This window comes from Pseudoponticoccus marisrubri (assembly GCF_001482405.1).
Taxonomy (GTDB): domain Bacteria; phylum Pseudomonadota; class Alphaproteobacteria; order Rhodobacterales; family Rhodobacteraceae; genus Pseudoponticoccus; species Pseudoponticoccus marisrubri.
The window spans coordinates 20,818-35,378 of sequence record NZ_LPXO01000009.1 but is presented as its reverse complement, the minus strand read 5'-3'; the positions used below and the strand labels follow the sequence as shown (position 1 = coordinate 35,378).

Genomic DNA, 14,561 nt, shown 5'->3' with positions numbered 1-14,561 from the left:
ACATCATGGCCAAGATCACGCTCGACAATCTCGCGCATTCCTACCTGCCGAAACCGACCTCGGAGGAGGATTTCGCGCTCAAGGAGCTCAACCACGACTGGGATGACGGCGCGGCCTACGCGCTCTTGGGCTCCTCGGGCTGCGGGAAATCCACGCTGCTCAACATCATCTCGGGGCTGCTGCATCCCAGCCAGGGCCGTATCCTGTTCGACGGCAAGGACGTGACCCACGCGCCGACGGCCGAGCGCAACATCGCGCAGGTCTTCCAGTTCCCGGTGGTTTACGACACGATGAGCGTGCACGACAACCTGGCCTTCCCGCTGCGCAACCGTGGCCGGGACGAGGCCTATGTCGCCGAGCGCGTGAACGAGATCGCCCGCATGATCGGCATGGAGGACATGCTGCGACGCAAGGCGCGCGGGCTGACCGCGGATGCCAAGCAGAAGATCAGCCTTGGCCGTGGCATGGTGCGCAAGGACGTGAACGCGCTGCTCTTCGACGAGCCGCTGACCGTGATCGACCCGCACATGAAATGGGAGCTGCGCACCCAGCTGAAGAAGCTGCACCACGATTTCGGCCACACGATGATCTATGTCACCCATGACCAGACCGAGGCGCTGACCTTTGCCGACAAGGTGGTGGTGATGTATGACGGCCGCGTCGTGCAGATCGGCACGCCCGAAGAGCTGTTCGAGCGGCCCGAGCACACCTTCGTGGGCTATTTCATCGGCTCGCCCGGCATGAACGTCTTTCCCGCCAAGGTGGATGGCCGCCGCGCCTATATCGACGGCACGGCGCTGGAGCTGGGCCGCGGCTATCGCCCGCTCGACGGCAAGGTCGAGATCGGCGTGCGCCCGGAATTCGCGCGGCTCTCGCAATCCGAAGGGCTGCCCGTCACCGTGCGCCGGGTCGAGGATGTGGGCCGGCACAAGATCATCCGGGCCGAGTTCTTCGGTCATGACATCAACATCATCGCCGGCGAGGACGACCACATCAGCGCCGACATGAACCGCGTCACCTTCGATGCGGCCCATGTCAACGTCTATGCCGACGACTGGCGCGTGCCGGGGGAGGCCGCGTGATGGCGGCCCGCACCGCCGGCCGCGCCGCAATGCAGATCCACGGGGGAGGAGCCTGATGGAAAAGACGGTCAACCAGAAGGCATGGTTCCTGGTCCTGCCGGTGCTGGTGCTCGTGGCCTTCTCGGCGGTAATTCCGCTGATGACGGTGGTCAACTACTCTGTGCAGGACACGTTCGGCCAGAACCAGTTCTTCTGGGCCGGGCTGGAATGGTTTGAGGAGATGCTGCGCTCGGACCGGATGTGGGATGCGCTGGGGCGCCAGCTGATGTTCTCGGGCATCATCCTGGCGATCGAGATCCCGCTGGGCATCTTCGTCGCGCTGAACATGCCCAAGAGCGGGTTCTGGGCCTCGTTCTGCCTCGTCCTGATGTCGCTGCCGCTGCTGATCCCGTGGAACGTGGTGGGCACGATCTGGCAGATCTTTGGTCGCGTCGATATCGGCCTGCTGGGCTATACGCTGGACGCGCTGGGGGTGAATTACAACTACACCCAGGACACGATCGCGGCCTGGATCACCATCATCGTGATGGATGTCTGGCACTGGACCTCGCTGGTGGCCCTTCTGGCCTATGCCGGGCTCAAGTCGATCCCCGATGCCTACTACCAGGCGGCCAAGATCGACCAGGCCAGCCGCTGGAAGGTGTTCCGCTACATCGAGCTGCCCAAGATGATGGGCGTGCTGATGATCGCCATCCTCTTGCGCTTCATGGACAGTTTCATGATCTATACCGAGCCGTTCGTGGTCACCGGCGGGGGCCCCGGCAACGCCACCACGCTGCTGTCGATCGACCTTGTCAAGATGGCGCTGGGACAGTTCGACCTCGGCCCCGCGGCGGCCTTCTCGCTGATGTATTTCCTGGTGATCCTGCTGATCAGCTGGGTGTTCTACACGGTGATGGTCAACCTCGACAAGAAGGGGATGTGAGATGACCGATACCACCTCCGCGCCCGGCGCGACCTCCCTTCCCGGCGACGTGACGGCCTCGGGCTCTGCGGTGAAGACCCGCAAGTTCCCGCGGCCCAAGGGCTCGGCGATCGTGATGGGGTTGTACCTTCTGTTCCTGCTACTGCCGATCTACTGGCTGCTGAACATGAGCCTGAAGACCAACACGGAGATCCTGAACGAGTTCACGCTCTGGCCGCGCAACCTGACGCTGGCCAATTATGCCACGATCCTGACCGATCCGGCCTGGTACATGGGCTACGTGAACTCGCTGATCTACGTGGTGATGAACACCGCGATCAGCCTCGCAGTGGCGCTGCCGGCGGCCTATGCCTTTTCGCGCTACCATTTCATGGGCGACAAGCACCTGTTCTTCTGGCTGCTGACCAACCGCATGGCGCCGCCGGCCGTCTTCGCGCTGCCCTTCTTCCAGCTCTATTCCAGCGTCGGGCTGTTCGACACGCATATCGCGGTGGCGCTGGCGCATTGCCTGTTCAACGTGCCGCTGGCGGTCTGGATCCTCGAGGGCTTCATGCGCGGCGTGCCCAAGGAGATCGACGAGACCGCCTATATCGACGGCTACAGCTTCGGCGCCTTCTTCGTGAAGATCTTCATGCCGCTCATCGCCAGCGGGATCGGCGTCGCGGCCTTCTTCTGCTTCATGTTCTCCTGGGTGGAGCTGCTCTTGTCGCGCACGCTGACCACGGTGGACGCCAAGCCCATCGCCGCGATCATGACGCGCACCCAAGGTGCCTCGGGCATCGACTGGGGCGTGCTGGCCGCGGCAGGCATCCTGACCATCGTGCCGGGCGCGCTGGTGATCTACTTCGTGCGCAACTACATCGCCAAGGGCTTTGCCCTGGGGAGGGTGTGATGCAACGAAACGTTAACCATCGCACCGTCATCCTCGGGCTTGACCCGAGGACCTCCGGACGCCTGCGACATGCCTGCCCGCCCGACCGTCTACATCATGACGAACCGCCCGCGCGGCACCCTTTACGTCGGAGTGACCGGCAACCTCGTGCGACGGGTCTGGGAACATCGCAGCCACGCCATGCCGGGATTCACCGACCGCTACAACCTGGAACACCTGGTCTGGTTCGAAGCGCACGACCGTCCCGGGACGGCCATCCAGCGCGAGAAATCGCTCAAACGGTGGCGACGGCAATGGAAAATCGAGCTGGTGGAGGCGCACAACCCGGCATGGCGGGATTTGTGGGCGCAGATCGCGGGGCCCTAGCCGCACGGTTGAAGCGGCAGTCCGTCCTCCGCGGGCTCTGCAGCCCCGGATGTGGGGCGACGTCCAGAGGTCCTCGGGTCAGGCCCGAGGATGACCCCGCAACGTTCAACCGTTTCCCTCAGGAGGTCTGACCGATGGACTGGATGGCATGGACCTGGCCGACCGCGATCTTCTTCATGGTCATCGCGGCGCTGCTGATCACTTTCACGATCCTCGCGATCAAGTTTCCCGAAACGCCGCGCACGGGGATCCTGCGCATCGAGACCACGCGCGGCGACCGGCTCTTCATCACCCTTCTGGGCTCGGCCTTCATCAACCTGGCCTGGCTCGGGATCATCGGGGCGCATCAACCCTACGCCCTGATCGTCTGCCTGGTCTATGCCGCGGCGGTGTTCCGCTGGGTCTAGGCCCGGACAACGTGACCGGGGACGGAGGAGACCCGGGCACGCATCACATATCCTCGCTCAACGGTTCAAACGGGAGGAAACCAAGTATGAACCTCAAGCTCAGATCAACCACGGCGGCGCTGCTGGTCCTTGCCGGACCGGCCTTTGCCGACATGGAGGCGGCTCGCGCCTTCCTGGACGCGGAAATCGGGGACATGTCCTCGCTGACCCGCGCCGAGCAGGAAGCCGAGATGCAGTTCTTCATCGACGCGGCCGAGCCCTTCCGCGGCATGGACATCAAGGTCGTCTCCGAGACGATCACCACGCACGAGTACGAGTCGCAGGTGCTGGCGCCCGCCTTCACCGCGATCACCGGCATCGAGGTCACCCATGACCTGATCGGCGAGGGCGACGTCGTCGAGAAGCTGCAGACGCAGATGCAGTCGGGCGAGAATATCTACGACGCCTATATCAACGACAGCGACCTGATCGGCACGCACTGGCGCTATCAGCAGGTGCGCAACCTGACCGACTGGATCGAGGGCGAGGGCGCCGCCGTCACCCTGCCGACGCTGGACCTCGACGATTTCATCGGGCTCAGCTTCACCACCGGCCCGGATGGCAAGGTCTACCAGCTGCCGACCCAGCAATTCGCGAACCTCTACTGGTTCCGCTACGACTGGTTCAACGACGAGAAGAACAAGGCCGATTTCCAGGAGCAGTTCGGCTATGAGCTGGGCGTGCCGGTGAACTGGTCCGCCTACGAGGACATCGCCGAGTTCTTCACCGGCCGCGACCTCAGCCACATGGGCGTCGAGGGCGAAGTCTTCGGCAACATGGATTACGGCAAGAAGGACCCCAGCCTTGGCTGGCGCTACACCGATGCTTGGATGTCCATGGCCGGCATGGGCGACGCGGGTGAACCCAACGGCCTGCCGGTCGACGAATGGGGCATCCGGGTGAACGAGAACTCGCAGCCCGTCGGCTCCTGCGTCGACCGTGGCGGCGCCACCAACTCGCCCGCGGCGGTCTATGCCGTCGAGAAGGCGATCGAGTGGCTGGAGAAGTACACGCCCCCGGCCGCAGCCGGCATGACCTTCTCCGAGGCCGGCCCGATCCCGGCGCAGGGCAACATCGCCCAGCAGATGTTCTGGTACACCGCCTTCACCGCGGACACCGTCAAGCCGGGCCTGCCGGTGATGAACGAGGACGGCACGCCCAAGTGGCGCATGGCGCCGTCCCCGCACGGCGTCTACTGGAAGGAAGGCCAGAAGGTCGGATACCAGGATGCCGGTTCGTGGACGCTGATGAAGTCGACCCCGGTCGACCGCGCCCAGGCGGCCTGGCTCTATGCCCAGTTCGTCACCTCCAAGACCGTGGACGTGAAGAAGTCCCACGTGGGCCTGACCTTCATCCGCGAGTCGACCGTGCAGCATGACAGCTTCACCGAGCGCGCCGACAAGCTGGGCGGCCTGGTGGAATTCTACCGCTCGCCGGCCCGTGTCCAGTGGTCGCCCACCGGCACCAACGTGCCCGACTACCCCAAGCTGGCACAGCTGTGGTGGCAGAACATCGGTGACGCCATGTCCGGTGCCAAGACCGCCCAGGAAGCGCTGGATGCGCTCTGCGAAGACCAGGAGCGCGTGCTCGAGCGTCTCGAGCGGGCCGGCATCCAGGGTGATATCGGTCCCAAGATGAACGAGGAGCGGGACGCGCAGTACTGGTTCGACCAGCCCGGCGCCCCCTATCCGCCGCTCGAGAACGAGGACGAGGAGCCGAAGACCGTCAGCTATGACGAGCTGATCGCCTCCTGGAAGTAAACCTCTTCCGGCCGGGGCCCTTGCGGGGGCCCCGGTCTTGCCGTTACCCCTTTTCCGCGCCCGGACGCCCCTGCCGATCCGGCACGCATCCAACCACGCAAGAGGAGACGCGGGCATGACACATATCCTGGCCATCGATCAGGGCACGACCTCGACCCGTGCCATCCTGTTTGACGGTGCGATGAACGCTGTCGCCTCGGCGCAGGAGGAATTCACCCAGCATTTCCCGCAAAGCGGCTGGGTGGAACATGACGCGGGCGATCTCTGGGCCACGACGGCCGCCACCTGCCGCGCCGCGATCGAGAAATCCGGCGGTGCGCAGATCGCCGCCATCGGCATCACCAACCAGCGCGAGACGACCCTGGTCTGGGACCGCAAGACCGGCAAGCCGATCCACAACGCCATCGTCTGGCAGGACCGCCGCACCTCTGCCATGTGCCAGAAGCTCAAGGCCGAGGGGTTCGAGGAGACGGTGACCGACCGCACCGGCCTGCTGCTCGACCCGTATTTCTCGGGCACGAAACTGGCCTGGCTGCTGGAGAACGTCGAGGGCGCACGCGCCCGGGCCGAGGCCGGCGAACTGGTCTTCGGCACGGTCGACACCTGGCTGGTCTGGAACCTGACCGGCGGCGCGGTGCATGTCACCGACGCCACCAATGCCGCGCGCACCATGCTGTACGACATCCGCAAGGGCCGCTGGTCCAAGACCATCTGCGACCGGCTGGGCATTCCCATGTCGATGCTGCCCGAGGTGCGCGACTGCGCCGCCGATTTCGGCGAGACGCGTCCCGACCTCTTCGGCCGCCCGATCCCGATCCTGGGCATCGCCGGCGACCAGCAGGCCGCCACGGTGGGGCAAGCCTGTTTCGAGCCGGGCATGCTGAAATCCACCTATGGCACGGGCTGTTTCGCGCTGATCAATACCGGGACGACGCCGGTGCGCTCGTCCAACCGGCTCCTGACCACCATCGCCTACCAGCTGGACGGCCAGCCGACCTATGCGCTGGAAGGGTCGATCTTCATCGCCGGCGCCGTGGTGCAATGGCTGCGCGACGGGCTGCGCATCATCCGCAACGCGCGCGAGGCGCAGCCGCTGGCCGAACAGGCCGACCCGGCACAGGACCTCGTGCTGGTGCCCGCCTTCACCGGGCTGGGCGCCCCCTATTGGAACGCCGATTGCCGCGGCGCGGTGTTCGGGCTGACCCGCGGCTCGGGCCCCGAGGAGTTCGCCCGCGCCGCGCTGGAAAGCGTCGGCTACCAGACCCGCGACCTGCTGGCCGCGATGCAGGCCGACATGGCCGCCGGCGGCGGGGCCGAGGGCGCCTCGGCCAAGGCCACGCTGCGCGTTGATGGCGGGATGAGCGCCTCGGAATTCGCCATGCAGTTCCTTGCCGACATCATCGGCGCGCGAGTCGACCGGCCCAAGGTGCTCGAGACCACGGCGCTTGGCGCGGCCTGGCTGGCGGGCCAGCGCGCCGGCGTCTATCCCGCGCAGGCCGAGTTCGCCGAGACCTGGGCGCTGGACAAGAGCTTTGCCCCCGCCATGGACGAGGCCACCCGCGCCACCAAATACGCCGCCTGGCAACGCGCCGTCGACGCCACCATGCGCTTCTGACAGGGCGGGACAGGTTATCGGCCCCCTGCGCACAAGCGGGCCAATCCATGACTTTTTCTTGGGCAGGCCGGACAATTATGGCGGTTTGAGCGAGCCGGGCCGGGTCGTAGCTCTTCGGGAGGAGACCCCGAGGAGAAGGCCCGATCATGGACACCTACCGTCACAGCCCCAAGGCCCGCAGTGCCCGCGTCGCGGCGCTGGAACTGCCCGAGCGCGCGGATATCGCGCCGCCCAGCGTCCGCGAGGCGGATCTTGCCATCCTCGCCGCCGCGCCCGAGGGCTATCTCGACACCACCCATTTCGACACCGCGCATTTCCCGCCGCCGGACTGGGCGCTCGAGCGTTTCGCCGCGGCGGCGCGTGATGGCGCGCTGGCCTATACCGGCTATTCCGGCCATGCCGGGGTGCTGCGCGCGGTGGCGTCCAATGTCTCCAGCTTCCTCGGCGTGCCGGTCGAGGCCGATCGCAATATCGCGCTGACGCCGGGCACGCAGGCGGCCTTGTTCTGCGTGCTGGCCGCGCGGGTCGATCCCGGCGACCGCGTCGTGGTGATGGATCCCGACTACCTGTTCACGGCGCGGATCTTCCGCTTTCTGGGGGCCGAGGTCGCCTATGCGCCGCTGATCCTGCAGGATGGCAAATACGTGCCCGATCTGGACCTGATCGAGACCGAGTTCCGCGACCGGGGCGCCACGCAGCTGGTCTTCTCGCATCCCAACAACCCCACCGGCGCGGTCTACGGCCCCGAGATCATCCGCGCGCTGGCCCGGCTGGCGGTGCGCTACGGGGTGGGGATCGTCGCCGACGAGCTCTATTCCCGGCTGATCCATGACGACACGCCCTTTGCCCATATCGCCGCCGAGGAGGGCGCGTTCGAGCTGACCGCCACGCTGCTTGGCCCCAGCAAGACGGAATCGCTCTCGGGCTACCGGCTGGGTGTGGTCGTGGGCCCCGAGACGCTGCTGCGCGGGGTGGAAAACGTGCTGTCGGTGACCGCGCTGCGCGCGCCCGCCTATGCCCAGCACCTGCTGCCCGGCTGGCTGGGGCCCGACGCAAACTGGCTGCGCGACCGGTTGGCACAGTTCAGCGCGCTGCGCCGCCAGACCATTGCGCGGCTGTCGGGGCTGGACTGGATGACGCTCCACCCGCAGGACGGCACGGCCTATCTCTGGGCAGATGTGCGCGCGCTGGGGCGCAGCGATCTCGAGATCGGCACCGCGCTGGCGCGCGAGGCCGGCATGCTGATCAGCCCCGGCTACCAGTTCGGGCCGGGATCGGCGGGGCATTTCCGCATCTGTTATGCACGCGAGCCGCGCGGCTGGGCCACGGCGATGGATCGCATGGTCGACGTGCTGGACGGGATGCGCCTCAGACCTGGTCCATGACCCAGGCGCGGAAGGCCTGCACGCGGGGCAGGTCGGTCTTGTCCCAAGGCGTGACGAGGTAATAGCCGCCCGGGCTGACCACCCGCACCGGGAAGGGCGCCACGAGGCTGCCGGTGGCGATGTCGTCGGCGGCCAGGTAGCTGGGCAGCAGCCCGATCCCCAGCCCCGATTTCGCGGCCTGCAGCACCATGTAGAAATGCTCCAGCCGCAGGGTCTTGTCATAGCCCTCGGTGCTGACCCCCACCGCCTGCAGCCAGTGCGACCAAGTGCCGGGGCGCGAGGAATGCGCGATCAGACTGTGCCGGCGCAGCTGGTCGTAATCGGTCAGCGGGTAGGGGCCGTCCATGATGCGCGGGCTGCACACCACCTGCAGCTCCTCGGACATCAGCGGCTCGGCCCGGGCGCCGGGCCAGTTGCCATAGCCGAAGCGAATCGCCACGTCGATCCGCTCGGTCGAGAAGTCGAGATCGCCGTCGCTGCTGGAGATGTCCACCGTCAGCTCCGGGTTGAGCTGCATGAAGGCGCTGAGCCGTGGCAGCAGCCATTTCGTCCCGAAGGTGGGCAGCATCCCGATGCTGAGCGTGCCGCGCCCGGCGCGGGTGTCCACCAGTTCGCGCGAGGCGACCTCGAGAATGTCCATCGCCTTGGAGATCTTGCCCGAGTAGTAGATCCCGTCCTCGGTCAGCTTGATCAGCCGGCCGGCGCGCTCGAACAGCTTCAGCTCAAGATGCTCTTCAAGCCCCTTTACCATGCGGCTGACCGCGCTTTGCGTCACGTTCAGCTCTTCGGCGGCGCTGGTGAAGCTGCCATGGCGCGACACCGCCTCGAAGGTGCGCAGCGCGTTCAGCGAGGGCAGGGATCGGCTCATCGAACATTCCAAAAACTCATTCGAGCGGCAGAATTTTGCAGGTTGAGCCGAAAGTCAATTCCGGAGGATGCTTTCCTCGACGCAACCGCCCATGCAGGCGCCTTCGGGACAGAACGTGACACTCAGCAAGATCTCATATGACCTGACCGCCGTGACCATGGGGCTGCATGCCCTTGAACGGGAACGGAACGACGGGCACAGCCTGCTGGATGGCGAGGGGCTGGTCCCGATCTACACCGGCGGCGACCTTGTCACGCCGCGCCGCTATAGCGACTGGGACACCATCAAGCGCGACCTGTCCGAGCTGGAGGCCGCGCTGGAGAGCATCGCCCCCGGCGAGCGGCGCACATTCCTTGAGGGAATGATCGGCTCGCTCCGGCTGGCGCTGCGGCTGTTCTCGGGCGGCAGCCCGACCTACGAGCAGAAGGTGGTGGGCCTCGTCGGGGCCTCGCGCGGCCACGAGGATGCCGGCATGATCGCCGCCTGCCGCGACCGGATCGACCGGCTGCTGACGCGGCTGGGCTTCGTGCGCGGCTCGCTGGCCGACCGGGTGCGCAACTGGGAGGACGCCCGCGCCATCCCCGATCACAAGCTGGACGCGGCCCTGGCCGAGCTGGTGGCCGAGGCCAAGCGGCGCACCGACGCGATGATCTTCGATACCGGCGATTTCGCCATGGAGATCTGCCCGGTGCGCGACGTGCCCTACCCGGCAAAATGCGGCTTTGCCGAGCGGCGGGTGGATCTGAACGTCGACCTGTTGCTGTCACGCGCCGTGCTCAAGCACCTGATCTGCCACAATATCTTTCCCGGCCACGCGACCCAGGCGCTTTACGCCCATGCCGAGGTGGTGGCCGGCCGCTCGACCGTGGATGCGCTGCTGATTTCGGCCAACGCGGTGACCGGATGCGTGCAGGAGGGCATCGGCGACCAGGGCATCTACCTGATCGACTGGATGGAGGACGAGGACGACGCGCTGACCGCCGAGCTGCGCGGGCTTCGCTCGGCCTGCCAGACCAGCGCGACATGGGCCTACATGGCCGAGGGCCAGCCGGCCGAGCAGACGGTGCAATACCTGCGCGAGACCGCGCTGGGACAGGACGCCTGGGTGCGCGGGCGGCTGCGCTCGGCGGCGCACCCGTTCAAGGGGCCCTTCGCGGCCTCGTTCTGGACCGGCAACGAGGTCGTCCGCCGCGTCCGCGAGCGTGTCTCGGACGCGCATCGCCCCGACTTCATCCGATATTTGTACGGACGGGCCCACAGCCCGCAGAGCCTTGAGATGTTCCAGGCGAGTTAACCCCGGAGAACTACATGAAAATCACGATAGTTGGCGCCGGCGCCATCGGCGGGCTCGCCGGTGCGTACATGTCCCGTGCCGGTCACGATGTCACCCTGACCGACCGCTGGGCGGACCATGTCGAGGCGATGAAGGCCAAGGGGCTGTTCATCGACGGCGTGCGCGGCGAGATGACGATCCCGGTCACGGCCAAGCACCCGCATGAGTTGCAGGCGCCGCTGGACATGGTGCTGATCGCCACCAAGTCGCAGCACGCGGTCGAGGCGGTGCAGCAGCTGGTGCCGCTGATGACGCCCGAGACCGGGGTGGTGTCCTTCCAGAACGGCTTCAACGAACCCGCGCTGATCGAGGCGCTGGACGCCGCCGGCCTGCCGGGCAAGGCGATGGTGATCGGCGCGATCCCGAATTACGGCGGCGCGCTGGTCGATCCCGGCTATATCGAATACGTCCACGAGGGCCCGATCCAGCTGGGCGAGATGGATGGCAGCACCACCGAACGCCTGACCACGCTGGCCGAAGCGCTTGGCGCGCTGACCGAGGTGCAGCTGTCGGACAATATCTGGGGCCAGATCTGGGCCAAGGAGGTCTATGCCAGCCAGGTCGTGTTCTCGGCGCTGGTCGATGACCGCATCCGCAACACGCTGGGCGTGGAACGCTATGCCCGCATCGCCGGCGCCATCGTGAAGGAGGCGCTGGAGATCGCCGATGCCAGCGGCATCGACGTGCAGGCCTTCGATTTCTTCGACCCGGCCAATTACCGGGTGAAGACGGCCGATGACACCCGCAAGCTCTTGGACAACATCAACCACGCGATCTGGCTGCTCAAGAAGGACCAGGAGACCAAGCCCAGCCACGACTTCAAGAAGAAGGGCTCGGGCATCTGGTGGGACATCGTCTATCGCAAGCGCCCCTCCGAGACGCGCTCCTCCTCGGGCAAGCTGATCGAGTACGGCCGCGCGGCCGGCGCCGATACGCGGCTGAACGCCAAGCTCTTCGACATGATCTACGAGATCGAGGACGGCAAGCGCGAGCTGGGCTTTCACAATTACGACGAGCTCGAGGCCTATGTGGCCGCGTGCGGGAAGGCCCTGCCATGAGCGGCGATAAACTCGGCGTCGGCGTGATCGGCACCCATGCCTGGGCCAACAAGGCGCATCTGCCGGGCTACGTGGCGCATCCGCAGGTCGATCTGGTCGCGGTCTGCGACGTGGACGAGGGCCGGGCCCGTGCCGCGGCCGAAGAGTTCGGCGCGCGCAAGGTCTATACCGATGCCGACGCGATGATCGCCGATCCCGAGGTGCAGATGGTCGATGTCTGCACGCCCACCCACACGCACCTGCCGCTGAGCCTGGCGGCGATCGCCGCCGGCAAGCACGTGCTGTCGGAAAAGCCCCTGCACACCGAGGCTGGGCCCGCCTTCGACGCCGCCGTCCGCGCGGACGCGCAGGGCGTGCGTACCAAGCTGGGCTTCACCTTCCGCTACTCTCCCGCGATCCGGCAGCTCAAGGAATGGATCGAGGACGGCACGCTGGGCGAGATCTTCCACATCAACGGGTTCGAGCAGAACCAGCAATGGCTGCACCCCGACGAGCCGCTGCGCCAGGTGCCGCCCGATGCCGATCGCAACCAGCTCATCCCGGCCTCGATCGTGGGCTACGGCTCGCACCTGATCGACCTGATGCGCTGGCTGGGGGGCGAGGTCTCGGCCGTGGCCTCGACCATGCGCAACTTCGTCCCCGAACGGGTTGTGCGCGGGGAAGAGGGCCGCCAGAAGATCATGATCGACGACGGCACGGTCGGGCTGGTGGAGTTCGCCCGCGGCACGATCGGCACGCTGCAGACCAGCTATGTCACCGTGGGCAACTACCCCGGCGTCGAGATCCGGGTCTACGGCTCGAAAGGCGCGGCGATCGCGCGGCTGGTCTCGGAATTCGACGTGGCCGAGACGCTGATGCATGCCCGCCCGGACGCGGTGGAATTCGTGCCCTTCGAGTTGACCGAGGCCGCGCTGCCGCCCGGCACCACGCTGGCCACGCCCTGGCCCGAGCTCTACTACCGCAACCTCGTGCGTCATTTCGTCGACGAGATCCTGCAGGATCGCCCGCAGGACTGCACCTTCTTCGATGGCGCCAAGAGCCAGCAGATCGTCGATGCCATGATCCTGGCGCATCGCGAACGCCGCTGGGTGGAGCTGGACACGTGACCGGGCTGGTGGACGACTACCTGGCGCACCGGTTCAAGTGGCGCCCGGTGGATGCCACCTTCATGGGCGCCGAGGGGCATGACCACCGGCTGCCGCCCTTGGGCCCGGGCTGCATCGAGGCCGAGCTGGACGAGATCCGCATCCTGCTGGACTGGACCGCGCAGGACAGCGAGGCCCATCCGCATGACCGCGCGATGATCGGCACCGAGCTGCGCGTCGAGCAGGCCCGCCAGAAGGAGCGGCCGCGCCAGCACAACCCCGCCTGGCTGACGGGCGAGGCCGGGTTCGGGGTGATCTCGCTGCTGCTGCCGCAATCGGCGCCCTGGCGGGGCGAGGCGATTGCCGCGCGGCTGGCCGCGATCCCCGGCTTCCTCGATGCCGGGCGCGCCCTGATCGGCGACCGCCCCGTGCCCGCCGGCTGGGTCGGCCGCGCGCGGGACGAGTCCGCGGCGCTGGCGCTGTTCCTGCGCGAGGACATGGCCCTGCACGAGGGCTGGCAGGATGCCTGGGCCGCGCCCGCCATCGCCGCCGCCGAGGCGTTCGAGCGCTTCGCGACTTCGCTGGACGGGCTGCCGGATGCCGACCCGGCCTGCGGCGCCGCGCATCTTACGCTGGTGATGAAGGAGCTGCACGGGCTGTCCCTGTCACCGGAGGACCCGCTGGCGGCGGCACGCGCGGCCTTCGACCGCTGCGGCACCGAGCTGGAGGAGATGGCCCGCGCCATCGACCCCGACACGCCCTGGCAAGCGCAGATCGCCGCGCTGTCGCAGATTCATCCCGAGAGCCTTGACGAAGTGCCCGACAGCTATCGCCACTGGGATGCCGCGGCGCGCAGCGCCGCCGAGAGCCACGGGCTGGTCACGCCCGACCGCGCCTACGGGCTGGACTATCGCCTGCTGCCGCCCTGTTTCCACCGCGTGGCCGGGCCGCTCTACTTCCTGTTCTACCGCTCGCCACCGGGCCTGAACCCGGGGCAGGGCAGCGTCTACTGGGTGATGCCGGGGGCGGAGCTGTCGGCCCACAGCACCGCCATGGTCAAGGCGATCCACGCGGTCCATCACGGCTCGGTCGGGCATCACACGCAGAACGCCCGCGCGCGGCAGGCGCCGTCGCGGCTGGGCCGGATCGCGGCCACCGATTGCAGCATGGGGCTGGCCTTCCAGGGGGCGCTGACGCTGGTCGAGGGCTGGGCCTGCCATGTCGAGGACCTGATGATGGAGGCCCGCGGCTTCTATACCCCGACCGAGACGCTGCTGCTGAAATCCTTCGAACGGCGCAACGCCGCCTCGGTGCTGGTCGACCTGAACCTGCACATGGGGCATTGGTCGATGGCCGAGTGCGAACGCTTTTACGCCGAAGAGGCCGGCTTTGCGCCGGCGCGCGTGCATGGCGAGGTGGTGCGCAACTCCATGTTCCCGGCCTCGCGCGCGACCTACTGGCTGGGGGTCGAGGGGATCCGCGCGCTGCGCCGCCGCTGGACCGGCAGCACGCAGGCGTTCCACGACCGGCTGCTGTCGCAGGGCCATGTGCCGCTGCACCTGGTCGAGGCCGAGATGCAAGCCGCCGGAGAGCTGGCATGATGAGTTTTTCGGCATGCGATCCCGAACCCGGGGGCAGGGCGCAGGCCGCGCCCGCCACGCCGCCGCGCGCCGCCGCCATGGCCGGGCTACGGGCAACGAGGGGGACGATTCCAGGCGTGTTTTCCATGCATTTCGCCGGTTTTTG

At 67.1% G+C, this 14,561-nt stretch carries 13 protein-coding genes; 12 read left to right on the top strand and 1 reads right to left on the bottom strand.

Annotation, left to right across the window (positions count from 1 at the left end):
* The first annotated feature begins 5 nt into the window (after positions 1-5).
* The 8 genes from AVJ23_RS14515 to AVJ23_RS14480 all read left to right on the top strand — a co-directional run bounded on the left by AVJ23_RS14515 (position 6) and on the right by AVJ23_RS14480 (position 8,471).
* Positions 6-1,082 (top strand): ABC transporter ATP-binding protein, encoded by a 1,077-nt coding sequence (locus AVJ23_RS14515; RefSeq protein ID WP_058862933.1) that lies wholly within the window; start codon positions 6-8, stop codon positions 1,080-1,082.
* A gap of 55 nt (positions 1,083-1,137) precedes the next feature.
* Positions 1,138-2,007, top strand: coding sequence for a carbohydrate ABC transporter permease (locus AVJ23_RS14510; RefSeq protein ID WP_058862932.1), 870 nt, complete (start codon positions 1,138-1,140; stop codon positions 2,005-2,007).
* A 1-nt stretch (position 2,008) separates the two neighbouring features.
* Entirely contained in the window at positions 2,009-2,899 is an 891-nt protein-coding gene (locus tag AVJ23_RS14505) for a carbohydrate ABC transporter permease (protein ID WP_058862931.1), read from the top strand.
* 69 nt (positions 2,900-2,968) lie between these two features.
* A complete protein-coding gene (locus AVJ23_RS14500) occupies positions 2,969-3,265 on the top strand; it encodes a GIY-YIG nuclease family protein (protein WP_058862930.1) in 297 nt (98 codons plus the stop codon).
* A 134-nt stretch (positions 3,266-3,399) separates the two neighbouring features.
* A complete protein-coding gene (locus AVJ23_RS14495; RefSeq protein WP_058862929.1) occupies positions 3,400-3,672 on the top strand; it encodes a DUF2160 domain-containing protein in 273 nt (90 codons plus the stop codon).
* A gap of 86 nt (positions 3,673-3,758) precedes the next feature.
* Positions 3,759-5,471, top strand: a complete 1,713-nt coding sequence (locus AVJ23_RS14490; protein WP_058862928.1) for an ABC transporter substrate-binding protein — start codon at positions 3,759-3,761, stop codon at positions 5,469-5,471.
* A gap of 115 nt (positions 5,472-5,586) precedes the next feature.
* On the top strand, positions 5,587-7,086 hold the full coding sequence (glpK, locus tag AVJ23_RS14485) for a glycerol kinase GlpK (protein WP_058862927.1): 1,500 nt from the start codon (positions 5,587-5,589) through the stop codon (positions 7,084-7,086).
* A 146-nt stretch (positions 7,087-7,232) separates the two neighbouring features.
* Entirely contained in the window at positions 7,233-8,471 is a 1,239-nt protein-coding gene (locus AVJ23_RS14480) for an aminotransferase class I/II-fold pyridoxal phosphate-dependent enzyme (protein ID WP_058862926.1), read from the top strand.
* On the opposite strand, the gene gcvA is transcribed toward AVJ23_RS14480, so the two are convergent.
* Positions 8,455-9,339: a transcriptional regulator GcvA gene (gene gcvA / locus AVJ23_RS14475; RefSeq protein ID WP_058862925.1), complete on the bottom strand. Its 885-nt coding sequence runs from the start codon at positions 9,337-9,339 to the stop codon at positions 8,455-8,457. The two genes, AVJ23_RS14480 and gcvA, sit on opposite strands and share 17 nt — an antisense overlap.
* Positions 9,340-9,454: 115 nt before the next feature.
* Here gcvA and AVJ23_RS14470 point away from each other — a divergent pair, with 115 nt between their 5' ends.
* Genes AVJ23_RS14470 through AVJ23_RS14455 form a run of 4 tightly spaced genes read left to right on the top strand, consistent with a single transcriptional unit; the run spans position 9,455 to position 14,416 of the window.
* The gene (locus AVJ23_RS14470) at positions 9,455-10,633 is read left to right on the top strand and encodes a hypothetical protein (protein ID WP_205626864.1); all 1,179 of its coding nucleotides are present in this window, start codon (positions 9,455-9,457) and stop codon (positions 10,631-10,633) included.
* A gap of 14 nt (positions 10,634-10,647) precedes the next feature.
* A complete protein-coding gene (locus tag AVJ23_RS14465; RefSeq protein WP_058862923.1) occupies positions 10,648-11,730 on the top strand; it encodes a ketopantoate reductase family protein in 1,083 nt (360 codons plus the stop codon).
* Complete coding sequence (locus tag AVJ23_RS14460) at positions 11,727-12,836, top strand: Gfo/Idh/MocA family protein (RefSeq protein WP_058862922.1); 1,110 nt, start codon at positions 11,727-11,729, stop codon at positions 12,834-12,836. Before AVJ23_RS14465 ends, AVJ23_RS14460 begins: the two co-directional genes overlap by 4 nt.
* Positions 12,833-14,416 carry a DUF885 family protein gene (locus tag AVJ23_RS14455; protein ID WP_058862921.1) on the top strand — a complete coding sequence of 528 codons (1,584 nt, stop codon included), beginning with the start codon at positions 12,833-12,835 and terminating at the stop codon, positions 14,414-14,416. The genes AVJ23_RS14460 and AVJ23_RS14455 overlap by 4 nt, the downstream gene beginning before the upstream one ends.
* The last annotated feature ends 145 nt before the right edge of the window (positions 14,417-14,561 follow it).